Consider the following 25,486-nt stretch of genomic DNA (forward strand, 5'->3'; position numbering starts at 1 on the left):
CTCTACCGCCCGGCGCGCCAGACCGCGTTCAGCGAGGCCGCGAGTTCCGTCGCCTGGGCGTGGCCGGCCCGGGCGGCGGCGGGGCCGCGCGCGACGGAGGTCATGTCGCGGCCCATGGCACGGCGTGCGGCGCGGTCCGGGGTCACGAGAGTGACGTCGGCGCCTGCCGCGGCAAGGGCCGCCGCCTGCTGCCCGGCGTCGGGATGGGGGCCCACGGCAGCGGGGATCGGGGCGACGGCCAGGACGTGGTGATGGCCGCGCGCGAGGTGGATGTTGGCCGTGGCGCGACTGCCTCCGTCCATCCATCGGCGCCCTGCCACGGTGACGCAAGGCCAGATCACGGGGACGGCGCAGCTTGCGACGACCGCTTCGAGGAGGGTCACGCCCGAAGCGGCGTCGAAGGCTGTCAGTTGCCCGGACAGGGCGTCAACGGCCGTGATCCGCAGCGCGTGGTCGGGCCAGTCCCCCAAGGTGTGCAGCAAGGGGCGCAACGCGTCGAACACGTCGGATTCGGGGCCCGTACGGGCCTTCAACGCCGCTCGTCCCAGGCGCTGCACGGAGCGCTGCGGGTCACGGGAGCCCAGCGCGGCCCACAGGAAGCGGAGTGTCCGGCCGAGGCCGACGCGGAGGTCCACCCGGTCGGCGCCGGCCAGTTGGCGTTCGTACAGTTCGCCCGCGGGCTCGCCGGCGAGGAGACGCGAACCGAAGATCGCGCCGGCCGATGTACCGATCACGACGTCCGCGCGGGTCGGGTCGACACCGGCGTCGGACAGGCCCGCGAGAACTCCTGTCATCCAGGCTCCGCCGACGGGGCCGCCCCCGCCGAGGACGAGCGCCGTACTGTCCATGTCCCACCCCTCCCGTCGAAGTGGGGAGTACTCCCCATTTACCCGGCCGACGATAGCATCACTACCGGGGAGCACTCCCCGGTAGTGCGAAAGGGCGATCATGACGGACGACGTGACGGCGCCGGTACGGCGCCGCGATGCGCGACGCAACCGGGAGTTGTTGATCGAGGCCGCTCATGAGGTGTTCACGGAGCAGGGGCTGGAGGCACCCCTGGACGTGATCGCGCGGCGGGCGGGGGTCGGGAATGCCACGCTCTACCGGCACTTCCCGAGTCGTGCCGCACTCGTCGACGCGGTCTTCCGCGACCCGCTGGCAGACACCATGGCCGCCGGTGAGCGGGCCAGGGCCGCCACGGACCCTTGGGAGGGACTGGTCGGCTACCTGGAGGCCGTGTTCGCCGTGCTGGCCACGGATCGCGGCACCAACGACCTGATGACCACCCACCTCGAGGGCGTCGAGTCGCTGCAGGCCGTGCACGCCCACAACCGGGCGACCATGGAGCTGCTGCTGCGTCGGGGCCGCGAAGAGGGAAGCGTCCGCGCGGACGCCACGGCGGAGGACGTCCTGTTCGCGCTGGCGGCGCTCGGCCGGGCCGTCCCCTCCCTCGCCGCGGCCGTCGGCCCCGAAGCCTGGCGCCGCCCCCTCGCCCTGCTCCTCGACGGCCTGCGCGCCTCACCGGCCGTCACGCCCCTGCCCTCCTCCGCGCTCACCGCGGACGAACTCGGCGACGTCCTTCAGGGCTTGGGCCCACACCGGGCGCCGCGCGGTTCCCCGGAGTGAGCGGGGTCGAGACGACGGTGGCCCACGCCGGGTTCCCGCACCGCCTGCGACTCATCCGATCAGGGAGGGCAGCAGTGACTCCAGGTCGCTCGGGAACTCACTGGGGATGCCGCTCGGGAGCTGCGACGGGAGCTCGCTCGGCAACTCGCTCGGCAGCTGTGTGGGCAGGCTGAACGACGCCTCGGGAGAAGGGCTCGTGCTGGTCGAGACGGGCGGGCTCTTGTCCGGCGAGTCGTCGCTGCCCGAGGCCATGAAGACCACGACGAGGACGACGGCAACGGCCGCCGCGATCACGGCGAGCAGGGCGAACAGCGGGTTCCGGCGCCTTCTCGGCCCGCTCGGACCCGGGTCGCCGACGGGCCCCATCGGCTGGGTCGACGGCATACCGCCGTAAGGGTGCGGGCCGTTGTGCCCGAAATCGTCGGGAGGTGGTCCGAAGCCACCGCCCGGAGGCGGTGTGCCGCCCGGCGGTCCGGGCGGCTGGGGCGGTACCGGCGGCATGGCCATACCGTCCAGAGTCTCCTCGAACCGGTCAAGGGGCGACCCCCGCGCGGAGGTTGATACCGCCTCATGCCGTGGATCGCATGATTCCGGAACATTCCGCGCAGGGGTCGGGGCGGGTCCGCACGCGCGCGTGCCGTCGGCGCAGGCCACTCACAGCCGACGGCACACGCGCGCGGGTTTCGTTCAGCCGCGCGCACCCAGCAGGTGGTCCATGGCGAGCTGGTCGAGCTGTTCGAAGGCCATACCGCGCGCGGCGGCCGCCTCCACGTCGAACTCCTCGAAGGCGCTGCGGTCCGCGAGCAGCGACTTCAGGCCGTCCGCGGCCGTCTGCTGCGCCAGCTCGTCCAGACGCGACGCGCGCAGGGCCTCCTGGACCTGCGGGTCGGCACGGAAGGCGGCCGCACGCTCCTTGAGGATGAGGTAGTTGCGCATGCAGCCCGCGGCCGACGCCCACACGCCGTCGAGGTCCTCGGTCCGCGGCGGCTTGAAGTCGAAGTGCTTCGGACCGGCGTAGCCGGCGCTCTCCAGGAGGTCGACGAGCCAGAAGGCGGCTCGCAGATCGCCTGCGCCGAAGCGGAGGTCCTGGTCGTACTTGATGCCGGACTGGCCGTTGAGGTCGATGTGGAAGAGCTTGCCCGCCCACAGGGCCTGCGCGATGCCGTGCGGGAAGTTCAGGCCGGCCATCTGCTCGTGGCCGACCTCGGGGTTCACGCCGTACAGCTCGGGGCGCTCCAGGCGCTCGATGAACGCGAGCGCGTGGCCGACCGTGGGCAGCAGGATGTCGCCGCGCGGCTCGTTCGGCTTGGGCTCGATGGCGAAGCGCAGGTCGTAGCCCTGCTCGGTGACGTACTCGCCGAGGAGGTCGAAGGCCTCCTTCATGCGGTCGAGAGCGACGCGCACGTCCTTGGCCCCGCCGGACTCGGCGCCCTCGCGGCCACCCCACGCGACGTAGGTCTCGGCGCCGAGCTCGACCGCCAGGTCGATGTTGCGGATCGTCTTGCGCAGCGCGTAACGGCGCACGTCGCGGTCGTTGGCGGTGAACGCGCCGTCCTTGAAGACGGGGTGCGTGAAGAGGTTGGTGGTCGCCATCGGCACCTTCATGCCGGTCGCGTCCAAGGCCTCACGGAAACGCTTGATGTGACCCTCGCGCTCACTGTCCGAGGACCCGAAGGGGATCAGGTCGTCGTCGTGGAAGGTCACGCCGTGGGCGCCGAGCTCGGCCAGGCGCTGCACCGTCTCGACCGGGTCGAGGGCACGGCGGGTGGCGTCGCCGAACGGGTCCCTTCCCTGCCAGCCGACGGTCCACAGGCCGAAGGTGAACCTGTCCTCGGGGGTGGGCTGGTAGTTCATGACGCGGCTCCTTGCTGCTGCGGACTATTTCGTCATGGCGGTTTACAAATTAGTATGCACACACGTCTCCGGGAAGAGACAAGGTGTCTCCGGGGGGAGACACGAACCGCATCAAGATCATGAGCCGCGCAAAAAGGGAGAGCCCGATGTCAGCAGCCGAGGGTCCGCTCGTCGTCGGCGTGGACACGTCCACCCAGTCCACCAAGGCGCTGGTGGTCGACGCGGCCACCGGCCAGGTCGTCGCGCGCGGCCAGGCACCGCACACCGTGTCCTCCGGGGCCGGCCGCGAGAGCGACCCGCGCCAGTGGTGGGACGCGCTGTCCGAGGCCCTGCGCCAGTGCGGGGACGCCGCGCGCGAAGCCGCCGCGGTGTCGATCGGCGGCCAGCAGCACGGCCTGGTCACCCTGGACGCGCAGGGCGAGCCGGTGCGGCCGGCCCTGCTGTGGAACGACGTGCGCTCCGCGCCGCAGGCCCTGCGTCTGATCGAGGAACTGGGCGGCCCGAAGGCCTGGGCGGAGCGGACCGGAAGCGTGCCGGGCGCCTCGTTCACGGTCACGAAGTGGGCCTGGCTCGCCGAACACGAGCCGGAGGCCCTGCGCGCCACGAAGGCCGTCCGTCTGCCCCACGACTACCTCACCGAGCGGCTCACCGGGGAGGGCACGACCGACCGCGGCGACGCCTCCGGCACCGGCTGGTGGGCGTCCGCGACGGAGTCGTACGACAGCGAGATCCTCGCGCACGTGGGTCTCGACCCCGCGCTGCTCCCCCGCGTGGTCCGGCCCGGCGAGGTGGCCGGCACCGTGCGCGACGGCCATGACCTGCCGTTCTCCAAGGGCACCCTGGTCGCCCCCGGCACCGGCGACAACGCGGCCGCCGCGCTGGGGCTCGGGCTGCGCCCGGGGACGCCGGTGATGAGCCTGGGCACCTCCGGCACGGTCTACGCGGTGTCGAAGCGGCGGCCCACCGACCCGAGCGGAACCGTGGCGGGTTTCGCCGACGCCCACGGCGACTGGCTGCCCCTGGCCTGCACCCTGAACTGCACCCTCGCCGTGGACCGTGTCACCGCCCTGCTGGGCCTGGACCGTGAGGCCGTGGAGCCGGTCTCGGGGGTCACCCTGCTGCCCTACCTGGACGGCGAGCGCACCCCGAACCTGCCGAACGCCTCCGGGCTGCTGCACGGCCTGCGTCACGACACCACCGGCGGCCAGCTCCTCCAGGCCGCCTACGACGGTGCCGTGCAGGCGCTGCTCGGGGCGCTGGACCTGGTGCTCGACGAGGACGCGGACCGTTCGACGCCACTGCTGCTGATCGGCGGCGGCGCCCAGGGCACGGCCTGGCAGCACACCGTACGACGGCTCTCGGGGCGTCCCGTCCAGGTGCCCGAGGCCAAGGAACTGGTCGCTCTCGGCGCCGCCGCGCAGGCCGCGGGGCTGCTGACCGGCGAGGACCCGGGTGCGGTCGCCCGGCGCTGGAACACCGCCGCCGGGCCGGTGCTGGAGGCCGTGGAGCGGGACGACGAGACGCTGGCCAGGATCGCCGGGGTACTCTCCGACGCGGCGCCGCTGCTGGAGCGGGGGACCTCTGAGAAGTGAGGGAGGCATGACCGCACCGCTGCACGACGCCCGCCCGACGGGTCCGGGGCGCGGCCTGCCCGACACCCAGCAGGGCATGCGCCGCCGCAACCTGGCCCGTGTGATGCACACCGTGAGCGCCGAGGGGCCGCTGTCGCGCGCCGCGGTCGCCTCGCGCATCGGTCTGACCCGGGCCGCGGTGTCGACCCTCGTCGACGAGCTCATCCGCTCGGGACTCCTCGAGGAACTCGGCCCCGAGCGCCCCGGCCGGGTCGGCAGGCCGGGTTCCGCGCTCGCCGTCAGCGGGCGCGGGCCTGCCGGGATAGGCGCCGAGGTCGGCGTGGACCACCTCGCGGTCTGCGCTGTCGATCTGCGCGGGCAGGTGCGCGCGCGGTCGGTGCGGTACGGCGCGAACCGGGGCCGCTCCCCCGAGCCGGTGGTCGCCGAACTCGCCTCGCTGGTACGCCAGGTGGTCGCGGAGGCGGAGGGCGAGGGCCTGTGGCCCGCCGGTCTCGCGGTGGCGGTGCCCGGTCTGGTCGCGCGTGACGCCCGGACCGTCGTCCGCGCCCCGAACCTCGACTGGCAGGACACGGACCTGGGCACCCTGCTGCCCGAGGACCTCCCCCTGACCGTGGGCAACGAGGCCAACTTCGGCGCGCTGGCCGAACTCTGGCTCGGCGACGGCACCCCCCATGACTTCCTGCACGTCTCGGCGGAGATCGGCATCGGCGCCGCGCTGGTCGTGGACGGGCAACTGCTGCGCGGCACCCGGGGGTTCGCGGGCGAGCTCGGCCATGTCCCGGTCCGCCCGGACGGGCCCCGGTGCCCGTGCGGCGGGCGCGGCTGTCTGGAGCAGTACGCCGGCGAGGAGGCGGTGCTGCGGGCGGCCGGTCTGGAACCGGGCGAGGACCGGGTCGGACTCCTCGCCCAGCGCGCGGCCGACGGCGACGAGGGCGTACGGGGCGCCCTGCGTGAGGCCGGGGAAGCACTCGGCATCGCGCTGACCGGGGCGGTCAATCTCCTGGACCCGGAAGCCGTGGTGCTCGGTGGTGCGCTGGCCGGGCTCGCGCCCTGGCTGCTGCCCTCCCTGCGGGACGAGCTGGCCCGGCGCACGGCGGGTCCGGCCTGTCCGGTGTCCGTGTCCGGCCTGGGTTCGCAGGGCCCGCTCCTGGGGGCCGCCCACTCGGTGGTGCGGGCCGTGCTGGACGACCCTGCGGTCGTGGGCGAACGGGCCTGAGCACCCGTCAACTCACCCCATCGGGTGATCTGGTTATCCACATTCCCTGCGTCGTCCACCGGAAGGTCGTGCACCCCTGCGCCCAACGGGCGGCCGCCGTACCGTGATTCACGCGAGGCACGCACTGGTCGTGGACGAGCCGGTCTTCGCGAGGTCCCGTTCGTCCGCGACACCAACCACACCCGCGTGGCGGAGATCCGCAAGGAAGGGCTGCCGGCGCGCGAGACTCACCGCGGAGCGCCCGACCTGCTCCGTGAGACCGCGGTGACCCCGCTTGGACGAACACCGCTGAGACGAAAGGCACTCGACCCATGGAACGCGCCAGACCGCTGCTCGACAGACGGAGGCTGCTGAAGGGTGCCGTCCTGGCCGCCGTACCGTACGCGCTGCTTCCCGAGGCGCAGGCCGGGGCTGCCCCACAGCCCGTCGACCACCCGCTCGCCGAGTGGCAGCCCGCCACGCCGTCCAACTTCACGGCGTCGGACCGCCCCTGGTCCTACGAGGTGGACCGAGTGGTCATCCACGTCACCCAGACCTCATTCACCGACGCCCTGGACATCTTCCGCAACCCGGCGAAGGCGGTGTCCGCCCACTACGTCGTGCGATCGGCCGACGGTCATGTCGCGCAGTGCGTGCGGGAGGCGGACATCGCCTGGCATGCCGGGAACTGGGACTACAACACCCGCAGCGTCGGCATCGAGCACGAGGCATGGGTGGACAGGCCGGCCTACTTCACCGAGGCCCTGTACCAGGAGTCCGCGAAGCTCACGGCGGGGATCTGCGAGAGATACGGCATCCCAAGGGACCGCGCGCACATCATCGGCCACTACGAGGTGCCGGGCACGGACCACACCGACCCGGGGTCGTACTGGGACTGGGAGCGCTATCTGGGCATGGTCGACGCCGTGTGAGCGCCGCATTGTTCGGCTGCGCCGGTCGAAGAGGTTGTTTGCGCGCGTACCGGGAGTGACGATGTTCCCAGCCGCATCGCGTTCCGGGAGGCCGAGTTGACCGATCCATGGGTTGCCCTGGAACCGGGGGCCGACCCTGCCGAGCGTGTCCGGCTGCTGCGGCGCGCGCACGAGACGTTCACCGAGGCGGGCACGGTGCAGCGGCCGGTGCGACCGGTGGTGGCCGACTCGTGGCGGCGTTCCGCGCGGGCCGGTGTCGGGCCCGACGGGACGGCGGACGTCGAACTCAGCGACGGCGACCTCGGTTCGTACCGGTCCGAGCATCCTCTGGCGCGGGTCATGCCGCTGTTCCGTGAGCTGATGGGGACCTTCGCCTCCGACGGGGAGCATCTGCTCGCGGTGTGCGACGAACACGGCAGGCTGCTCTGGGTCGAGGGCCATGCGAGGACCCGGCGGCAGGCGGAGTGGATGAACTTCGTGCCGGGTGCGCGGTGGGCGGAGACCGCCGTCGGGACGAACGCCCCGGGTACGGCGGTGGCGGTGGACCGGCCGGTGCAGGTGTTCGCGGCGGAGCATTTCATCCGCCGGGTGCAGCCGTGGACCTGCGCGGCGGCGCCGGTGCACGATCCGCGCACCGGGCGGGTACTGGGGGCCGTGGACATCACCGGCGGGGACGGGCTCGCGCATCCGCACAGCCTGGGCTTCGTCCAGGCGGTCGCGCGGGCCGCCGAGTCCCAGCTGGCGCTGCTCCTCCCCCAGCAACCGGCCACCGACAGCCCCGAGCTGAGCGCACTGGGCCGGGACGAGGCACTGCTGGCCGGCGACGGTCGCAGCGTCCGGCTCAGCCGCAGGCACAGCGAGATCCTGGTGCTGTTGTCCCGGCACCCGGAGGGTCTGAGCGGGGACGAGCTGCTGTGCGCGCTGTACGAGGACGAGTCGGTGACGCCGGTGACGCTGCGGGCCGAACTGGCACGGCTGCGCAGGGTGTTGGGGCCGGGGCTGCTGGCGTCACGGCCGTACCGGCTGACCGTGCCGGTCGAGTCGGACGTGGCGATCGTCGAGCGGCGGCTGGAGAGCGGGGCGGTCGCCGCGGCGGCGACGGGCTACGCCGGTCCGCTCCTGCCTGCGTCGCAGGCTCCGGCGGTGGTGCGGCTCAGACGGCGGGTCGCGGACGGACTGCGGACGGCGCTGGTCGCCCGCCGGGATCCCGACCTGCTGGCGGACTGGGCACACGCGCCGTGGGGCGAGGACGACATCGAGGTGTGGCGGGCCCTCGCGGCCGTACGGCCCACGGCGAGCGTCGGGGCCCGGCTGGCCGCGCTGGAGTCGGAGCTGGCCGCGCCGACGGCAACGTGGTTGCAACGTCCGCGCTCCTAGCCTCACGCGCAGAGCCGCCCAACGGCGGGCGGCGCTGCTGAAGGAGGCCGGCCAGCATGACCCGATACGCGGCACCCGGAACCGAGGGCGCGATCGTCTCCTACCAGGCGCGCTACGACCACTTCATCGGGGGCGAGTACGTGCCGCCGGCGCGCGGCCAGTACTTCGACAACCCGTCCCCGGTGAACGGGCAGTCCTTCACCGAGGTGGCGCGGGGCACCGCGGAAGACGTGGAGCGGGCGCTGGACGCCGCGCACGCCGCCGCGCCCGGCTGGGGCCGGGCCTCGGTGACCGAACGCTCCGACATCCTCCTGAAGATCGCCGACCGGATGGAGGCGAACCTGGAGCAGCTGGCCGTCGCGGAGAGCTGGGAGAACGGCAAACCGGTGCGCGAGACCCTGGCGGCCGACATCCCCCTCGCCATCGACCACTTCCGGTACTTCGCGGGGGCGATCCGTGCGCAGGAGGGTTCGCTCGGCGAGCTCGACGACGACACGGTGGCGTACCACTTCCACGAGCCGCTCGGCGTCGTCGCGCAGATCATCCCGTGGAACTTCCCGATCCTGATGGCCGTGTGGAAGCTGGCCCCGGCGCTCGCGGCGGGCAACGCGGTCGTCATCAAGCCCGCCGAGCAGACCCCGGCCTCGATCCACTACTGGATGAGCCTGATCGCGGACCTGCTGCCGCCGGGCGTGGTGAACATCGTCAACGGCTTCGGGGTGGAGGCGGGCAAGCCCCTCGCGTCGAGTCCGCGGGTGGCCAAGGTGGCGTTCACCGGCGAGACCACCACAGGGCGGCTGATCATGCAGTACGCCTCGGAGAACATCAAGCCGGTGACCCTCGAACTCGGCGGCAAGTCGCCGAACATCTTCTTCGACGACGTCTGGGCGCGGGACGACGACTTCCGTGACAAGGCTCTTGAAGGGTTCACGATGTTCGCTCTCAACCAGGGCGAGGTCTGCACCTGCCCGTCCCGGGCCCTGATCCAGCGCGGCAACTACGCCGAGTTCCTCGAGGCGGCCGTCGCCCGCACCGAGCTCATCAAGCCGGGCCACCCGCTCGACACCGACACGATGATCGGCGCCCAGGCCTCCAACGACCAGCTGGAGAAGATCCTCTCCTACCTGGACGTCGGCCGGCAGGAGGGCGCGAAGGTCCTCACGGGTGGTGAACGCATCGAGTACGACGGCGAGCTGAAGGGCGGCTATTACGTCCAGCCGACGATCTTCGAGGGCGACAACCGTATGCGGATCTTCCAGGAGGAGATCTTCGGCCCCGTCGTCTCGGTGACATCCTTCGACGACTTCGACGACGCCGTGAAGATCGCCAACGACACGCTGTACGGCCTCGGGGCGGGCGTGTGGACCCGGGACATGAACACGGCGTACCGGGCAGGACGGGCGATCCAGGCGGGCCGCGTCTGGACCAACTGCTACCACGCGTACCCGGCGCACGCCGCGTTCGGCGGGTACAAGCAGTCGGGGATCGGGCGGGAGACGCACAAGATGATGCTGGAGCACTATCAGCAGACGAAGAACGTTTTGGTTTCATACAGCCCGAAGAAACTTGGGTTCTTCTAGAGGCTCAAGTCGGTTGCCTGGAGGTGCCGATGCGCTCCAGGCAGCCCGACACGACAGCTACCCAATGCAATCAGTTGGTTTCTTCCAGTCACTCTCTGGCGCCCAGTGAAGATCCACTCGGACCAGTCGCGGACCAATTTATGCCGGAGGACGTTACCCCCGCGAGCCGCCCGCCCACAGGCGCAGCGACCCGTCCAGTGCCCGGAGGCAGCACCCGAACCGCCGAGAGAGGACAGCAGAAATGGCCGGGCAGGAAGGCCGCCGTGAAGTCGGCCCGCCCCCCAGCTTCCCGGCGTGAACAAGGCCGTTGTCAGTGCCGCATGCGATCCTCCCTCGGAAGTGAACAATGCAGGGGGAGGCCGGGTGGCGACGGGACGTCCGCGGAAGGATCCGCGCGATCCGGTGTTGATCATGCGGGAAGCCGGGCTCGAACCGCTGGAGCCCTATCCAGGCAGTGATAAGCCCTGGCGTTGCCGCCATGAAGCGTGCGGGAGAGAAGTGACACCGCGGCTGGGGGCCTCCCCAGGCAGCGGGACAGCCTTGAGGAAAGAGCCCTCAGGAATCGGATCGGTCGAGGGCCGCTCAACGGACCTGGCTGGCGTCTCGCAGCACGAAGCGGAGGTTGGGATGGGCCGGATCCGGCACGGGTTGGCCTTCCGGCAGTACGGGGGCGAGCACCGTGAACACCCGTTCCATGACTTGGTCCGTGTATCCGCTCAGTGTCTCCGAAGCTTGCAGGAGGACTCCACCCGCTTGCAGCGGTACCACGCGGTGGAAGACTCCGGAGTCCGCCAGCGACTGAGGGCCACCCAGCCGGATTGCCAGTTCTTGAGGGCACACCGTGACCCATGCGTAGCCACGCAGGAACTCCCGGCCCTCTGGCAGCGATTCATCGAGATCGCGCGTCAGGGCGGCCTCGATGTTCGACCAGTCCGAAAAGGAGTCCCTTTCAATGCGGGCGAACATCGGATTCAGCTCGTCGAGGGCTTGAGCGAAGAAATCGACGAGTGCTGTGCAGTACTCCGCATCGGACAGCCGCGGCATTCCCGCCTGGAGGGCCACGACGAACCGCGACCATTCCCCCTCCACTGGGAAGCAGGAACACTGCACGCGCGCGAGAACATCTTCGCCGTAGAACTCCGTGACAGCCCATTCCGGACTCTTTTCAAGTTCCTCATCCAGCCGACTGCGGTTCCTGCCCAGATGATTTATATGAGTTCGCCGACTTCCCTCGGACTGCCGGATGGACGTCCCGCTGTGCACACCATTCTCAGCCCGCTCCTCCTGCCGGACGAGTTCGGCGAGCGGCCCGGACAACGCCTTGTGAAACCAGGAAACCGCCGCTGCGCCCCGCTCAGCCACGCCGCGCGGGTCAAGGGTCGCCTCCATGTACACGTCCATACGTCACTCATCTTTCTCAAGCGGCTTCACCGTCCGGAGCCGCCGCCCACGATACGTGGACGGCGAGCCACCAGCCGTGAAATCTCAGCACATGCCACCCACGAGGCAGCCAGGCCCCTTGGACAAGACGTTGCCCGCTGCCATCACGATGGAGAAGAACGTCACTCCGCCGCCGACCGCGACGACTTCGCCGCTGTAGTCACCGGCAGGCGATCCCGGGCCGTAAGTTCCGGTCGCGGAGGGGGTCGGTTCGGCCGTCGGGGTGCGTGTCGGCTTCTGGATGTCGGTCGGGCCCGGGCTGGGCTGCGGTGTGGGCTCGTCGTCATCGTCATCGTCGAGGCCGTAGTACCGCATTCCCGGATAATCCGCTCTGGACCACACAGCGCCTCTGTACCTACTCCAGGTGAATTCCTTTCTGGCGATCGACGGACCCACTTGAACGGCGCGGGCGTCTCCCTCGCTCCGGAGGTACTTCCTTAGCTTGTTCACATAGTTGGCTAGTTGGTCCGGGCCGTCTCGGAAAGCGTACGTATCGTCCTTCCCCTTTCCAGGGTTGGGCTTTACCTCCCAGATGTAGACCCGCCCCTTGGCCCAGAGAATGACGTCCGCTTCACCGTTCGATCCAGCTTTCTTCTTCCGGTGGCCCTCCGGGATATGGTTGAAGGATCTGGATCCATCTCCAATGTCCACCGTGACGTACCCGTCGACGTTGTGGGCCGCTGCCCACTCCGCAGCCGCCTCCCCGGTCTTGCAGACAGCTACGTCGTGCGGGTTCTTCATCGCGCCCATGGCCGCGCCGCTGCAAGCCGTAGTCAGGTTGGATTCTCCCCCGTTGCGGACGACCGTCTTGCCCTGCTTGTCCTTTCCCTTATTGTCGTCGCCGGCGGCCCCACCTCCGGTACCACCTCCACCCTTGTTGATGGTGTCGATGGTGTCCCTGGTGCAGCTGTAATTGGAGGGGCCGCAGCTTTCGAGGCCGGTGGGATCGCTCCGCGTGACCGGGTTGTTGTTCGCGTAGGCATACCCGTTCATCTGGAGCGGGTCGGCGATGTCGAAGACCGGGTCGGCGGAGACGAAACGGCCTGTGTTCTGGTCGTATTCACGGGCGCCGAGGTGAGTAAGGCCGGTGTTGGTGTCGTCGATGCCGACGCCGAGGTAGGTGTGCTGGTTGGGCCAGCTGCCCGGCTTGGTGCCGCGGGTCTCGCCGTAGGGCTTGAAGGCTCGGCGGGTAACCGTCTGGTCCTTGCCGAGGTCTACCGCGATGCTCGCGGTGCCGAGTTGGTCGGTGATCAGACAGCTCAGTTTGTGACCGGTGGTCGAGCCGTTGGTCGTGCGGACGACGGTCGGGGCTCCGGCCTGACTGTAGGTACGGACGGCGTTGAGGGGAGTGCCAGAGCCGTCGGCCATGATCTCGGTCTCGCCGAGGTAGAGCGTGGTGCCCGCGGAGGAGTGTTGGAGGATGCGGTTGCCGTCGGTGTCGTAGACGTACTGGGTGGTGGTTCCCTCGGCGGCCGCGGTGTCCAGCTTTTCCTCGGCCGTCCAGGTCAGGGACTGGTTCTGGGTGGTACCGGGACGGGTGATGGTGTTGCCGGCAGCATCGAAGACGTAGGACTGCGTGCCGGTGGCGGTTCCGCCCTTCGCACTGGTGACGCTCGTGAGGGTGTGCGGCTGAGTGAGTGTCGACTGGGTTGTGCCGTTGCCTGTGACGAGTTTTCCGTAGCCGTACGTGCGTGTGACGTCCTGGCTGGTGTCAATGCCGCTTGCAGTGGCGTGCTGGGTCTGGGTGGCCCGGCTGCCGATGGCGTCGAAGGTGTACGAGTCCCAGTAGCTGGTGCCCGTGGCCACGGTGGTGGTGTCCGGTGCGGCGTTGGCAAGTGACGTCTTCAGGGCGTCATCGGGTGCCGTGGCATCGCTCTGGACGTCCGGGGCGTTGGCGATGGGACCTGTGGAGCGCTGTCCGTCGCTGCGGTAGCCCCAGGCGGTTCCGTTGGCTGCTTTGCAACCGGTGCCACTGGTACCGGGGGTGATGTTCGAGGTCCAGGCGTGGACCAGTTCCCCCATCGCGTCGTAGGTGAAGCACTGGGTGTCCCAGGCCGTGGAGGTAGCGGTGGCGTCCTGGGATGCTTCGGACGTCACGTTGCCGACCGTGTCGTACGAGTAGCGGGTGTCCGCGAGCCTGTGCGGGCCTGCGGTCTCGCGGTCGGTGACTGTGCGCAGGAGGCGTCCGGTGTGGTCGTCGATGAAGTTGGTGCTCCATACCCTGTAGGGCTGAGGGCCTGTGGCCGTGCGTAGGGCTTCGCCGTAGGGCGAGTAGCTGACGTCCGCGGTGTACCAGGCCAAGCCCGAGGTCGATTCGGCCAGGCCGTCGCTGTCGTACCGGGTGATCACTTCTTCCCGGGCGAGTCCGCCGGGCGTGGCGGGCAGGGTCGTACTGCGCAGCTTGCCGGTCGATGTGTAGGTGTACGCGTACTGGTATGTGCCCGCGACGCCCTTGGTGAGCGGGGATGTGTTGGGGATGACGACTTCTCGGCTCGTGATCCGGTAATCGGCGTCGTAGCCGGTCACGCGGTTGACGTAGTCGCCGCTGGCGTCGTGGCGGACGGTCGCGGCAAGCATGCCGTCGGCGCCGGCCAGGGTGTCGTACTCCCATTCGCGGGTCGGGGCCGCGGATTCGCTGCCTTCACGTGTGGCCTTGATGCGACCGATCGCGTCGTACTCGGTGTAGACGGCCCTTTCCCGTCCTTCTACGGTCTTCGTCCGGCGGTCGACGTCGTCGTAGCCGAAGGAGGAGTGGCCGGTGTCGGGGTCGTAGGAGTCGGTGACCCTGCCTCGTGCGTCGTAGAGGTAACTCCAGACGTTTCCGGCCTCGTCGGTGACCTTGCTTCGGTTACCGCGGGGGTCGTACTCGTAGACGGTGTCCCGCCACTGGCTCAGGTCGGACTTGGTGTAGTGCTGGATACGGGTGACGCGACCGAGGGCATCCGTCCATGTCTTGGTGGCAGGTGTGGCGCCGCCGGCGGGCTTGGTGAGCGAGTAGTCGTCGCCGTAGACCGTGGAACCGGAGTAGACGGCGGCACCGCTCTGGACGGTGGTGACCTTGACCGGACGCTCCAGACCATCGAAGGTCGTGGCACTCCCGCTGGGCACGAGCGTGTCGCTCTTCGGCTTGAACTGCTCCGCCTCTGGTTCGCCCTGGGCGAGGTAGGGGTTGTTGGTCTGGGAGACCAGGCCGTGATCGTTGTACTTGGTGTCGGTGACGATCCGGCCGGGCCCGTGAGCGGGGCTCTGGGTCTGGATGGGCCGCAGCATGCCGTCGTAGAGCGTGATCTGTGCGTCGTACCCACCGTCGTCGCGCAGGGATTTGACGGTGACGGCCGTGGGCTTGGTACCGGAGGTGATCTGGTAGGAGATCTGGACGTCCGGATTCTGGGTTCCGGAGGAATGGGACGGCATCCAGCCCTTGACCAGGCGGCCGAAGGCGTCGAATTCGCTGCGTGTGAGGCCAAGTTCTACAACGGCAAGGGCTTCAACTCCGGTACGCACGAAGCCCGTGTCGGCTTCGAATCCGACACCTGGGGAACCTCCCGCTCCTTCTTCACCATCGACTGGGATCCCAAGCTGAAGGGCGCCAAGGTGTACAGCGCCACTCTGCACGCGCGCGAGACCTACTCGTGGTCCTGCGACGGGCGCGTCGTCGAGGTGTATCGGACCGGTGCCATCGACGGCGACACCTCGTGGTCGAATCAGCCGAAGTGGTACGAGGAGCTGGATTCCAAGGACGTCGCGCACGGCTACCGTTCGTCACGCTGCCCCGACGACTACGTGGCCTTCGACGTCAAGGACGCCGCTGTCCAGGCCGTCGACGGCGGCTGGGACACCCTCACCCTGGGCCTTCGCGCACACAACGAAAACGACCAGTTCGCGTGGAAGAAGTTCCAGGCCGACGGCGGCGACGACCCATACGTGGATCTCGACTACAACCGGCCGCCCAAGGAGCCCACCAACCTCGACATGGATCCCGACTTGTACTGCGACACGACCGCGGACAAGGACGGCAAGTACGTCAACGTCGGCAAGACGGCCATCACCCTCTATGCCAGCGCCAGCGACCCTGACGGCAACCTGTCGAAGATCCACTTCGACCTATGGCCCACAGGTGATGGGGACCATCCCATCACCCACCCCGACATCTCCGTCGGCGACGGCGGAGGGTCCAAAGCTCGCGTACACACCGACGAGATCCCCGCTTCGAAGTTCGTGACCGGCAAGACCTATTCCTGGCAGGCTCGCTCGATCGACAAGAGAGGCTCCTCCTCGACGAACGCGCCCAAGGGCGACATACCGTGCCGCTTCACCTTCGACGGCACACCGCCCCAATCGCCCAAGGTCACCTCCACCGACTTCCCGGACGCCGACGCCAACCACGACGGCGACACCGACGACAACGGCGACAGCGCCTGGAGCGGCAAGAAGTTCGGCACCGCCGGCGGCTTCAGCTTCAAGAGCTCCAGCGACGCAGTGCGTTTCGAGTACGGCTTCAACGGCTCCTACGACCTGCCGCCGGTCACCCGCAAGCTCACCGACTCCACCACCGTGACCGTCAGCGGCGTCAAACCGCCGGAGGCCGGACCCAACCTGCTGTATGTCCGCGCCGTGGACAGCGCGGGGAACGTGTCTCAGCCCAGCAAATACTTCTTCTACGTCACGCCCCGCGACACCGCTGACGCACCCGGAGACGCGACCGGCGACAAGCTGCCCGACGTGTTCGTCATCGACGGCAACAGCGATCTTCGGCTCTACCCGTCCGAGGCGACCACGGACCTCACCAAGGGCACCGGTGACCTGCACATCTCCATGCCCGGCGCCTACCGCAACAACCCTGACCGGGACCCGAACGATTCGGACGAGCCGAAATACTCGTCCCTGCCGACGGGATACTGGAAGGACGCCCTGATCACCCACTTCGGCGACAGCTACCACGGCGACGGGGTACAGGACCTGGTGGCCCGCCTGGGCGGCAAGCTCTGGCTCTACCCCGGCGACGGCTACGGCGCGGTCAACGTCGACAAGCGCCAGGAGATCTACCTGCCGTCCACGGCTCCTGACCCGGCCTCGTACAGCCAGATCGTAGCCACCGGTGACATCACCGCCGACGGCAACCCGGATCTGTTCGTCGTCACTACCGATGGCCAACTCTGGGTGTTCTCCGGCTACGAAGGCGGCTCCTACAAGTCGGCCAGCATGCTTGCCTCGTCGGTATGGACCGACCGCGACCTCGTCAGCGTCCAGGACATCAGCGGTGACAACGTCGCCGACCTGCTGTACCGCACCAACGCCAGCGGCCGCCTGCTGCTCCGCACGGGCAAAGCGGCTACGAGTGGCGGAGGCGTCGACCTGAACTCACTGGCTTCCGCGGCGGCTTCTGCGGGTGGCAAGGACGGTGAGTACGCAGCGTCCGGCTGGTACCGCACCGACATCCGGCTGTTCCGTGGCACACCGGACGTCAACGGGGACAAGATTCCGGACATCTGGGCACTCATGGCCGACGGTTCGGCCCGCTTCTATCCCGGAGGCCGCAGCACGGTCGGCACACCCTCCACCGTCATCGGCTCCGGAAGCTGGACGTACAAGCAAGCCCTCGGCTGACCTGGAGGCCGCCAGGCCACCCAACAGGCACACAGCGACACGCAGGGCCTCCTGGTGGGGAAAAGGGGGTGGCGCCCCCGTTCCCGAGTCTCGGGAGGCCCTGTGTCGCCTCGGCGCAGGATCCCGGAACCGTCGCCGTCGGGCGACGGTTCGACGACGCTGTGTACTTGCAGTGCGGGATGTGGGCACGCTGGTCGTATGACGAGCCCTTTGGCGGACGGCCGGTTGGCCTGTGGCTGTGGTGAAGATCAGATTCCCTGGATGCTGGCGAAATTCGGGTTCCTGGGGCTGGCGGGGCTGTTTCTGGCGGTTCTGGTCGTGATGACTCTGGCGGGGTGGTTGATGGCCTCGGCGGTGTCGCTGGTCCTGCGGTGGCGGCATCCGCCGGTGACGGTCGAGGAAACTCCACCTGGCTCTCTGGACGGTTTCACCTGGCGGACCGACGAGCCCCGCTAGGGTGCGGTCCGTGACCGCCGAGACCCCTGATTTCATACGGCCCACCCGTACCTCGTACGACACGATCGCCGACGACTACACCGCTCAGTTCTCCGACCATCTGGCCGACAGCCCGCTGGAACGCTCCCTGCTCGGTGCCTTCGCTGAGATGGTGGGCGGGAACGGTGACGGGGACGGGGCACCGGCGCCGACGCCGACGCCGATGGTGTAGCGGATCAACCGGTGGGCGCCTTCGTGGTGTTCGGTAGCGCTGGGGCACTTTCGGGGAGTTCGCGGTAGATCTCGTCCATGCTGCCTTCGGGGAGGTAGCTCCGGGGGAAGGCGATCCACTCGTCATGCATCTCGAAGAGCACGGTGGTGACTAGTCGCAGCAGGGCGTCGTCGCTGGGGAAGAGCTGGACGACGTCGGTCCGGCGCTTGATCTCGCTGTTGATCCACATCAGCTCAACGTAGCCCTCGACCGAGCAATGCCTTTAGCGACGCCGCGGCGAAACTTGACGACCAGCGGCAGCTGCGTCTGTGAACGCCTCGCATGGAGTAGGCCGAGGGGTAGTCCGACTCACGTGTCCGAGACCAAGATCCGGTCCATTCCCGGACCACGTTGCCATATGCTCGCTGGCAGCGCACCGTCACCGCAGGTCAGCGTGGATACTGCTCGTGTACCACCATGAGACCAAGAACATTCTTTGTTCTTACAGCCCTAAGAAGCTCGGCTTCTTCTAGACCCTCAAGTGGGTGGTCCGGAGGCAGTGTTGTTCTCCGGCCCCCAGGTGACACCTGCCCGGTCCAGCCGCGGACCGGGCAGGTCGCGATTCACGCATGCGGCATCGTCGGCGTGCCACAGCTGCGGGAGCCGGGCGATTCGGTCCTCCGCAAACGGCCGGCGGAGTGAGCGACTCCCACTCCTGGTCGAGCCGTTTCGAGGCGAGCGACGTAAAACGGCACGTCCCACCTGGCAAAATTGGAGCAAATCAACACAAACAGTAATTGGGGGCTTTGGACTGGGAAAGCGCTTACGGTAGGCTACGTGCGTCGCTTGACTCCCGCATTATCGACTGTAGGCAGAGCAGCCGGACACCAAGCGGAACTCCAATAGTGCAGGTCCTTCCCGGAGAGATCGATGCGCCGACGCCGCCGTGACCAGCCCAGCGAGCCCGAGATACCCCCGAGCCCGAATGCGATTGCGATCACGCCCCGCGAAGTCGGTGCCCTCATAGAGGTCATGGAGCATGCTCATAACTGCATCCTCGAATTGAGCGATACAGATGGAGACACCCTCGCCAGAGCCAGCGGGTCCGAACTCATACCATCGCTTTACGCGCGCGCCGGATTCAGCTCAATCGGAGGACGCGGCAGCATTCCTCTGCTTGCCGAAGAAGTCGGCCTTCTCGAGGCCGCAGTAATCAACCTGGAATCATACCAGGGAAATGAAGTCGCCCTTTGCGCCGGCTACCAATTGCTGGATGATTTCGCGAATCGCGGTAGCGGCTCCCACCCGTTGCGCTACGTGCACGGAATCCTTGCCTTCGCCGGAGATGCGCAGGACGTGCCGGCGGCCCAGCAACGCCTTCCCTGACATGAGACGGGGCTGAGGCGTAGGGCCCGCGATCGCCGAGCGGGGACAGCCGCACGGCACCGGTCTGGACACGTTCCTGGCTGCATGGCTTCCGGCGGCTGCGGATTCGTCGGGAACGACGCCACGACCCCACGAAGCCTTGCTCGGACTCGCCGTCGGTCTGATCACCCACCGGCACGTCCAGTGGGTTGGCCGGAGGCACTGTTGCCCTCCGGCCGACCTGGGTCGAGGCGGAGGAGTACGGCCGTGTCGGGGCGGGGCAGACGGACGGTGAGCCGGCCGTGGGCGATGTCCCAGTCCGCGGTGGCGTCGGCGGTGGCGGGGTAGAGGGGTGTGGGTGTGAGACGGGCGCCGCGCAGGTGGTCGATCGTGACGGTGCAAGTGCTGTCGGCGGCCTGGTCGGCAGACGCTTCGCGTCGCCATACCGTGAGCCAGGTGGCGTCGGCGCTGCTCCAGCCGTAGGCGATCCACGCGTCCTCCCACGAGGGCAGTCCCAGGGGCCAGAACGGGCGGCTGTGCGGGATAGCCGAGCGGAGGGCCTTGTAGACGCCGATGCCCGAACGCACGAGGTCGAACTGCTCCGGGCTCATGCGGTCGAGGAACCCTGACAGGTGGATGCGGCCGGCCAGCGCGCCGGTGAGGGTGAAGGCGATCTCGTCGGGGGTGAAGTGCGGCTGGGGGTAGGCCCAGACGGCGGCCTGTTCGGGGGTGGCCCCGGTGGCCGCCGCCGCTGCGATGGGCGGATAGCGCAAGGGATCCTGCTGGTCGCTGGTGGACTGCAGCTGGGCGACCGCGAGCTGCGCGTAGTCCATGCGCAACCCGCCCGACGAGCAGTTCTCCAGGACCAGGTGGGGGTATCGGTCGAGCAGGGAGCCTAGCCAGTCGAGATGGGCGCGATGGTGACCGAGCAGGCCCGCGCCCGCGCTCTCGGCGCCGTTCTCCGTGCCGGGACCGATGTTGATGTTGTAGTCGAACTTCAGGTAGCCCACCCCCCACTCCCCCACGAGCCTGTCCACGACCTGGTCGAGGTGGGCGCGGGCGGCGGGGTGGCGCAGGTCCAGATGGTGGCGGCCGTGTTCGGTGACGCGGATTCCGCCGCGGCGGAAGAACGCCTCGGGGGGCAGCGCGGCGGCCAGGGGGCTACGGACTCCGACCACCTCGGGCTCCATCCACAGTCCCGGGGTCATGCCGTGCTCCCTGATGGCGTCCAGGACCCGCTGGATGCCGCCCGGAAAGCGGCTGTCGGCCGCCTCCCAGGCCCCGACGGCATCCCACCAGCCCTGAGCGTCGTCGTCGTACCAGCCCGCGTCGATGACGAACACCTCGGCGCCGGCGGCTCCCGCGGCCTCGATGAGCGGCAGGAGCTTGTCGGTGGTGGGGTCTCCCATCAGGGTGTTCATGTAGTCGTTGTAGATCACCGGAAGGTGCGTGTGGTCCGGGTGGTCGCGGCGGATACGGCGGCGGTAGGCGGTGAGTTCGCCGAACGCGGCGTCCAGGCCACCGCTCTCGACCCCGGCGAGTACGGCCGGGACGGTGGTGAACTCCTCGCCGGGCTCCAGGGTCCGGCGCCACTGGTGGTGGGCGTCGTCGGGGCCGAACAGGGCGACATAGGCGGCACCTTCGCGTTCACCGGTCTCGTACCGCCAGCCCGCGCCGGACTCGATCTGCCACAGCCACGCCCGCCCGCTCGCGTCGGTGAGCGCGGCCGTCGGCAGGTGTCGTCCCGTGGACCAACTGCCCTGCGAGTACCGCTCGAAGCAGCCGCGTCCTTCGTGACCGTGGGCGGACCGGTTCAGCGCGACGACGTGATCACGGAAGGCGGCGGCACGCCAACGGCACTCGGCGAGCCAGTCGTTGTCCGCCCAGTGCAGGGTCAGTTCGTCGAGGGCGCCGCCGGCGATGCCGCCGAGGGCCAGGCTCGACACACTCTCCAGTTGCAGCGGACCGCTGCCCTCGTTGACCAGACGCGCTTGCGTGCGCAGGGAGCCGGCGCCCGGGCAGGTACGCAGACTCACCTCCGCGACCAGGCCGGTCTCCGGGTCCCGGAGCCGTATCGCGGTGCAGTGCCAGTCCCCGTCCTGGCTCGTCTCGTGGCCGCGATACGTCAGGCGCTCGCCGATGGCCGTGTCGATGAAACGCTCCCCCGACCAGGTGCGGCCGTGTCCGGTGGCGGTCACCTCGACCAGCGGGAGCAGCGTGCTCCGTTCCTGGCCCGGCGCTCCCAGCCTGACCACCCCCGCGACATCCGCGACGGCTTGCAGCCCGAGGGCTTCATGGGACCAGAGAAGCGTTTCCTCGGATGCATCGGCAGCGGTGGTCAACGCGTCTTCCTTTCTGCGGGTGGGGGCTGAGTGCCGGGTGGCTTGCGCCATGATCCCGAAGCAGCGGACTTCCCCGACCGATCGCCCGGCTACGCCGGGTTCACGTCGGCGTACAGCACGTGGTGGTCCGAGACCGCGTTCGGATGCACCCGGTGCCTTACGGGGACGTAGCCCCGCAGGAAGACGTAGTCGAACTTGCTCTGCCAGTCGGTGGTCGGCTCGCAGGTGGCGTCGGCCCCGGGACGGCACCGCTGGTCCGCGTCCGCGGCCAGCTTCCACATCGGGTTGAGTTCGTAGGCGTGCGGCACGGCGTTGAAGTCGCCGATGACGATCGCGCGGTCGTGCCGGGCCACCTCTTTGGCGAGTACGCGCACCTGGTTCGCGCGGACCGCCTCCTGACGCCGTTCGGCGAGGTGGGTGTTGAAGACCCGGACCGGGCGGCCGCCCACCGTGGTGGTGACCGCCATGTATCCGCGGTCCTCGGAGCCGCCGTCGGGATATTCGTCGGTGACGACATCGGTCATCGGTGCGGCCGAGAGGATCGCCTCGCCGTAACCGCCCGGGTTCCAGGGCGCTCCCCCGCAACGGCCCCAGCTCTGGAGAACCGGCGCGTACTCGACGTGGTAGACGAGCCCGTGGAGGTTCTCCAGATAGTCCCGGATCTTCTCTACGTCACCCACGCACGCTTCCTGCAGGCCGACGACCTGGGGCGCGAACGTGGCGATCTCGGCAGCCCGGTCGTCGTTGCCCGTCTCGCAGGGGTTGCAGAGGTTCCACGTCATGACCCTGTTCGGTACGACGTCCTCGACCGCTTTGGGGGGCACCGACCCGGCGTCGAGGGCTCCGCTCGGGGCGCTGGGGCCGGAGAGCACCATCCAGGCCACGACCATGGCACCCACGAGCAACCATGTGCCCTTTCCGAGCACCCTTGCCTCCTCGACGTGGATCCGCAGGGCGACTGACGTCTATGTGAACGATGTTATGGGACCCGGCTCACCCCTCGTCACGCAGCCGGGCCGCCAGGGAGGTCAGCGGCTCGGTCTCCTCGGTGTGGCCGAGGGCGGTCAGGTGGGAGACCGCGCTGTCGAGGCGGGTGAGGGCGGGGGCTGGGCGTTTGAGGTAGAGGCCCTCCACGGCGCCCGCGAGGCGGACGCACTCTGCCCACTCACCGACCCGGTCGTCCTGCGGTCCCGGCTCACCGAGCAGGGCCAGGGCCTTCTCCAGGGCGGCCAGCGCGTCCTCGTACGCGCCGGCGTAGGCGTTGACCCGGCCGTGTTCGTAGGCCAGGGCGCTGCCCAGGGAGCGGCCGCGGGGCTCGTACCCGGCGGCGCGGGCCTCGTCGGCGATCCGGCCGGCGTCGGCGAGGAAGGCGAGGGCGTCGGTCAGTCCCTGGGGGCCCTGCTGCTGGGCCTGGAGGCGGGCGAGTTCGCGCAGGCAGTTGCTGAGCAGCTCGTAGCGCGGGTCCCGGGCATGGGCGGCGATCGCCTGGTCCGCGGCCTCGCGGGCCGGGCCGAACTCGCCTGACTCGCCGAGGAGTACGGCCGTCTCCGCGGCGATCATGGCGTGGCTGCCGGGGTCGTCGTCCCAGCCGGCCGACTCGGCCGCGAGCGCGGCGAACTCGGCGGTGGCGGCCTTGACGTCCTCCCCCGCGCGCAGCGCGCGGGCCCGGGTCAGGCGAAGCTGGGCGGCGAGCCGGTCGTCCAACTGTCCAGAGACGACGTCGGGTTCGGCCAGCAGGGAGTCCAGCAGGGCGATGCAGTCCTCGACACGGTCCAGGTCGAGGCTGAGCTGGGCAGCGTTGCTGTAGGTGCAGAAGGCGTCGATCCGGTTGCCGCGGCGGAGGTTCACCTCCGCGGAGCGCGTCAGGTGCCGCAGTGCCTCGTCGGGGCGGCCCAGGTGCATGCAGGCCTCGGCGAGATCGCCGAGGAGGCGGGAGGTGTCGACCGTGTCGGCGGGCCAGTCGGCGGCCCGTCGCAGAGCCTCCGTGAGATCCGTGTGCGCGGCCTCGGGGTCCCGGAGGGCGAGCTGGAGGCGGCCCCGCAGTCCGAGGGTACGGGGCAGATGCCAGGCGGGGCCCTGCGCCTTCAGCCGGTCGAGGAGGGCGTCGATCTCGGTGACAGCGGCGGGCAGGTCGCCGGAGATGGCGTGCGTGCTGGCCCGCAGCAACAGGGCGCCGGAGATCTGCCCGGCGAGGTCGTGCCGGGCGGCGAAGTCGTGCAGCAGGCCCGTCTCGGCGAAGACCGGCGCGACATGCTCCTCGCTTCCCGTGGTCTGGAGGCGCAGGCCGAGCGCGGTGGCCCGCAGCCGCAGCAGGCGGGCCTCCTGGTAGGGGGCGAGGCCGGTCGTCTCCTCGTGCAGGCGGACCACGGAGGCGTGGACGCCGGTCAGAGCGGCCGCCTTCGCCGCGGGTTCGTCCCCGTCCTCCCCGGGGATCTGGGCGGTGGCGAGCAGGGCGCAGGCGCGGGCGAATGCCGCGTGTCCTGGCTCCGCCGCGTCGTCGTAGAGGGCAGCGGCCTCCTCGTGCAGGGCCGCGGCTTCGGCGAACTCGTCATTGTTGCCCGCCCGGTTCGCCTCGTCGGCCAGCAGGTCCGCGCGCAGTCGGACGAGTGGGCCCACGGCGGGGTCGTCGGGGTGGGTGTAGTCGCGGGCGGCGGCGAGCGTGCGCAGCCGGGCGAAGCAGGTCTGGGCATCCGGGTGCCCCTGCTCCTCCAACTTCCTTGCCTGAAGGATGAGTTCAGGCAGGGTGTCGGGCACGGAGGCGGTCGTACGGGAGGTCGGCGCGGTGCCGGGGGCGGCCGGGGCCACCTCGTCGAGGGTGCGGGTGCGCAGGGTCAGTTCCAGCGCGTCGAGGAGGGGCGCCCGGTCGAGGCGGGCCCGGCGGCGCTCGGTGTGGGTCGACGTTCCGTTGCGGGTGTCGAAGCGGGCGGCGAGGTCGTCCGCGCGGCTCCGGATTTCGGTGTGCAGCGCGGCCACGGTCCAGGTGCGGCCGGGGTACCCGGCGGCGGGCAGTTCGCCGTGGCCCAGGTGCTCGACGCGCCGGAGGAGGACCTCGACGCCGGTGAGGAAGTCGAGCTGGTCCAGGGGTGAGTCGACCTCGTCGAACAGGTTCCGGTTCTCGGCGAGCAGCTCCAGACCCCGGGCCTCGTTGCCGGTCAGCGCGCAGAACTCCAGGTGCCGGCCGACCTCACCGGACATCGAGGGGTTGCGGCGGCAGCCGCGGTAGCCGGCGAGGTGCAGTTCGCGGGCCCGGTCGGCGGCACCGGTGCGCAGCAGGGGCAGCAGCGCGTGGGAGACGGAGCGGGCCGGCTCCTCCTGGCAGGACTCCTTCCCGTTCAGGACGGGCTCCCAGGTGCGCAGGGCCCGCTCGTCGTCGCCCGCCGCCAGGTGGAACAGGGCGCGCTCGCAGATCTCGCAGGCCTCGCAGTCGCTGAGCCGGGTGCGGCTGCGGGCCGCCCACAACTCGTAGGCGAGGGCGGTGTCCTCGCCCACATGGGCGGCGAGCTGGTACGACTGTCCGTAGTAGGGCTGCAGGCCGAGGCCGGCCCTCTCGTAGCGGTCGCGCATCTCCTGCAGCCACTGGCGCAGGCTCGCCAGGGGGATCTCGGGCAGCTGGCGCAGTGCGTGGCCCACCCACTTGAACCGCCAGAACAGCGTGTGCCGCAGGCGCTCGTCGAAGACGTCGGGTTGCTCGTCGAAGAGGGTGAGCAGCCGGGCGAAGACGACGGGCGACTTCCGGGGTTCGGAGCCGTAGGTGTACGCCTCCTGGAGTTCGAGGAGGGCGTGGACGAGCGGGACGGGCTCCCCGAACTGCTCGGCGGCGTCCACGAGTTCCTCGGCGGTGACCGTGCGGGAGCGGCCGTAGGGGCGCTCGTCGTTCTCCTGGAGCGCCTGGTACAGCTCGTCGGTGGTCTGGATCGTGGTGGGCAT

General features: G+C 69.7%; 18 protein-coding genes and 1 pseudogene. 10 read left to right on the forward strand and 9 right to left on the reverse strand.

Annotated features, from left to right (window positions below):
• Positions 1-2 precede the first annotated feature (2 nt).
• The gene (locus ABZT93_RS16010; RefSeq protein ID WP_356104468.1) at positions 3-848 is read right to left on the reverse strand and encodes a patatin-like phospholipase family protein; all 846 of its coding nucleotides are present in this window, start codon (positions 846-848) and stop codon (positions 3-5) included.
• 100 nt (positions 849-948) lie between these two features.
• Here ABZT93_RS16010 and ABZT93_RS16015 point away from each other — a divergent pair, with 100 nt between their 5' ends.
• Positions 949-1,629, forward strand: coding sequence for a TetR family transcriptional regulator (locus ABZT93_RS16015; RefSeq protein ID WP_356104471.1), 681 nt, complete (start codon positions 949-951; stop codon positions 1,627-1,629).
• Positions 1,630-1,680: 51 nt separating this feature from the next.
• Here the strand turns inward: ABZT93_RS16015 and ABZT93_RS16020 are convergent, their stop codons facing one another.
• Together ABZT93_RS16020 and xylA are read right to left on the reverse strand one after the other, a co-directional pair.
• Positions 1,681-2,136: a hypothetical protein gene (locus tag ABZT93_RS16020; RefSeq protein WP_356104474.1), complete on the reverse strand. Its 456-nt coding sequence runs from the start codon at positions 2,134-2,136 to the stop codon at positions 1,681-1,683.
• Between the two features lie 180 nt (positions 2,137-2,316).
• Complete coding sequence (gene xylA, locus ABZT93_RS16025) at positions 2,317-3,483, reverse strand: xylose isomerase (protein ID WP_356104477.1); 1,167 nt, start codon at positions 3,481-3,483, stop codon at positions 2,317-2,319.
• A gap of 146 nt (positions 3,484-3,629) precedes the next feature.
• On the opposite strand from xylA, the gene xylB reads away from it, so the two are divergent.
• From xylB to ABZT93_RS16050, 5 genes are all read left to right on the forward strand, one after another.
• On the forward strand, positions 3,630-5,075 hold the full coding sequence (gene xylB / locus ABZT93_RS16030) for a xylulokinase (RefSeq protein ID WP_356104479.1): 1,446 nt from the start codon (positions 3,630-3,632) through the stop codon (positions 5,073-5,075).
• A gap of 7 nt (positions 5,076-5,082) precedes the next feature.
• Positions 5,083-6,291: an ROK family transcriptional regulator gene (locus ABZT93_RS16035; RefSeq protein ID WP_356104481.1), complete on the forward strand. Its 1,209-nt coding sequence runs from the start codon at positions 5,083-5,085 to the stop codon at positions 6,289-6,291.
• A 311-nt stretch (positions 6,292-6,602) separates the two neighbouring features.
• Positions 6,603-7,202 carry an N-acetylmuramoyl-L-alanine amidase gene (locus ABZT93_RS16040; RefSeq protein WP_356104484.1) on the forward strand — a complete coding sequence of 200 codons (600 nt, stop codon included), beginning with the start codon at positions 6,603-6,605 and terminating at the stop codon, positions 7,200-7,202.
• Positions 7,203-7,298: 96 nt separating this feature from the next.
• Positions 7,299-8,579, forward strand: coding sequence for a GAF domain-containing protein (locus ABZT93_RS16045; protein ID WP_356104485.1), 1,281 nt, complete (start codon positions 7,299-7,301; stop codon positions 8,577-8,579).
• Positions 8,580-8,635: 56 nt separating this feature from the next.
• On the forward strand, positions 8,636-10,159 hold the full coding sequence (locus tag ABZT93_RS16050; protein WP_356104488.1) for an aldehyde dehydrogenase family protein: 1,524 nt from the start codon (positions 8,636-8,638) through the stop codon (positions 10,157-10,159).
• A 582-nt stretch (positions 10,160-10,741) separates the two neighbouring features.
• On the opposite strand, the gene ABZT93_RS16055 is transcribed toward ABZT93_RS16050, so the two are convergent.
• Positions 10,742-11,560, reverse strand: coding sequence for a hypothetical protein (locus ABZT93_RS16055; protein ID WP_356104491.1), 819 nt, complete (start codon positions 11,558-11,560; stop codon positions 10,742-10,744).
• Between the two features lie 84 nt (positions 11,561-11,644).
• Positions 11,645-15,013 (reverse strand): RHS repeat-associated core domain-containing protein, encoded by a 3,369-nt coding sequence (locus ABZT93_RS16060; RefSeq protein WP_356104493.1) that lies wholly within the window; start codon positions 15,011-15,013, stop codon positions 11,645-11,647.
• On the opposite strand from ABZT93_RS16060, the gene ABZT93_RS16065 reads away from it, so the two are divergent.
• The 3 genes from ABZT93_RS16065 to ABZT93_RS16075 all read left to right on the forward strand — a co-directional run bounded on the left by ABZT93_RS16065 (position 15,002) and on the right by ABZT93_RS16075 (position 17,873).
• Entirely contained in the window at positions 15,002-17,206 is a 2,205-nt protein-coding gene (locus ABZT93_RS16065; protein ID WP_356104495.1) for a DNRLRE domain-containing protein, read from the forward strand. The genes ABZT93_RS16060 and ABZT93_RS16065 overlap by 12 nt on opposite strands.
• Positions 17,207-17,404: 198 nt before the next feature.
• Positions 17,405-17,662, forward strand: coding sequence for a hypothetical protein (locus ABZT93_RS16070; RefSeq protein WP_356104498.1), 258 nt, complete (start codon positions 17,405-17,407; stop codon positions 17,660-17,662).
• Between the two features lie 10 nt (positions 17,663-17,672).
• Entirely contained in the window at positions 17,673-17,873 is a 201-nt protein-coding gene (locus ABZT93_RS16075) for a hypothetical protein (protein WP_356104501.1), read from the forward strand.
• Between the two features lie 4 nt (positions 17,874-17,877).
• On the opposite strand, the pseudogene ABZT93_RS16080 reads toward ABZT93_RS16075, so the two are convergent.
• Positions 17,878-18,096 (reverse strand): annotated as a pseudogene (locus tag ABZT93_RS16080) (transposase); the annotation flags it as partial.
• 686 nt (positions 18,097-18,782) lie between these two features.
• Between ABZT93_RS16080 and ABZT93_RS16085 the strand changes: the two are divergent.
• On the forward strand, positions 18,783-19,238 hold the full coding sequence (locus tag ABZT93_RS16085) for a hypothetical protein (RefSeq protein ID WP_356104504.1): 456 nt from the start codon (positions 18,783-18,785) through the stop codon (positions 19,236-19,238).
• Between the two features lie 164 nt (positions 19,239-19,402).
• On the opposite strand, the gene ABZT93_RS16090 is transcribed toward ABZT93_RS16085, so the two are convergent.
• The 3 genes from ABZT93_RS16090 to ABZT93_RS16100 all read right to left on the reverse strand — a co-directional run bounded on the left by ABZT93_RS16090 (position 19,403) and on the right by ABZT93_RS16100 (position 25,486).
• The gene (locus ABZT93_RS16090) at positions 19,403-21,559 is read right to left on the reverse strand and encodes an alpha-galactosidase (RefSeq protein ID WP_356104506.1); all 2,157 of its coding nucleotides are present in this window, start codon (positions 21,557-21,559) and stop codon (positions 19,403-19,405) included.
• An 89-nt stretch (positions 21,560-21,648) separates the two neighbouring features.
• Positions 21,649-22,449, reverse strand: a complete 801-nt coding sequence (locus ABZT93_RS16095; RefSeq protein WP_356104827.1) for an endonuclease/exonuclease/phosphatase family protein — start codon at positions 22,447-22,449, stop codon at positions 21,649-21,651.
• 103 nt (positions 22,450-22,552) lie between these two features.
• The gene (locus ABZT93_RS16100) at positions 22,553-25,486 is read right to left on the reverse strand and encodes a hypothetical protein (protein ID WP_356104508.1); all 2,934 of its coding nucleotides are present in this window, start codon (positions 25,484-25,486) and stop codon (positions 22,553-22,555) included.

Source organism: Streptomyces sp. NPDC005303 (assembly GCF_040607335.1).
Classification (GTDB): domain Bacteria; phylum Actinomycetota; class Actinomycetes; order Streptomycetales; family Streptomycetaceae; genus Streptomyces.

Excerpts from the sequence above, each read along its gene's own strand:
- ABZT93_RS16070 (WP_356104498.1), top strand. The coding sequence starts at position 17,405 with ATGACGAGCCCTTTGGCGGACGGCCGGTTGGCCTGTGGCTGTGGTGAA.
- ABZT93_RS16050 (WP_356104488.1), top strand. The coding sequence starts at position 8,636 with ATGACCCGATACGCGGCACCCGGAACCGAGGGCGCGATCGTCTCCTAC.
- ABZT93_RS16065 (WP_356104495.1), top strand. The coding sequence starts at position 15,002 with ATGGGACGGCATCCAGCCCTTGACCAGGCGGCCGAAGGCGTCGAATTC.
- ABZT93_RS16010 (WP_356104468.1), bottom strand. The coding sequence starts at position 848 with ATGGACAGTACGGCGCTCGTCCTCGGCGGGGGCGGCCCCGTCGGCGGA.
- xylB (WP_356104479.1), top strand. The coding sequence starts at position 3,630 with ATGTCAGCAGCCGAGGGTCCGCTCGTCGTCGGCGTGGACACGTCCACC.
- ABZT93_RS16040 (WP_356104484.1), top strand. The coding sequence starts at position 6,603 with ATGGAACGCGCCAGACCGCTGCTCGACAGACGGAGGCTGCTGAAGGGT.
- xylA (WP_356104477.1), bottom strand. The coding sequence starts at position 3,483 with ATGAACTACCAGCCCACCCCCGAGGACAGGTTCACCTTCGGCCTGTGG.
- ABZT93_RS16015 (WP_356104471.1), top strand. The coding sequence starts at position 949 with ATGACGGACGACGTGACGGCGCCGGTACGGCGCCGCGATGCGCGACGC.
- ABZT93_RS16020 (WP_356104474.1), bottom strand. The coding sequence starts at position 2,136 with ATGGCCATGCCGCCGGTACCGCCCCAGCCGCCCGGACCGCCGGGCGGC.
- ABZT93_RS16085 (WP_356104504.1), top strand. The coding sequence starts at position 18,783 with ATGCGCCGACGCCGCCGTGACCAGCCCAGCGAGCCCGAGATACCCCCG.
- ABZT93_RS16035 (WP_356104481.1), top strand. The coding sequence starts at position 5,083 with ATGACCGCACCGCTGCACGACGCCCGCCCGACGGGTCCGGGGCGCGGC.
- ABZT93_RS16060 (WP_356104493.1), bottom strand. The coding sequence starts at position 15,013 with ATGCCGTCCCATTCCTCCGGAACCCAGAATCCGGACGTCCAGATCTCC.
- ABZT93_RS16055 (WP_356104491.1), bottom strand. The coding sequence starts at position 11,560 with ATGGACGTGTACATGGAGGCGACCCTTGACCCGCGCGGCGTGGCTGAG.
- ABZT93_RS16100 (WP_356104508.1), bottom strand. The coding sequence starts at position 25,486 with ATGCCCACCACGATCCAGACCACCGACGAGCTGTACCAGGCGCTCCAG.
- ABZT93_RS16095 (WP_356104827.1), bottom strand. The coding sequence starts at position 22,449 with ATGGTCGTGGCCTGGATGGTGCTCTCCGGCCCCAGCGCCCCGAGCGGA.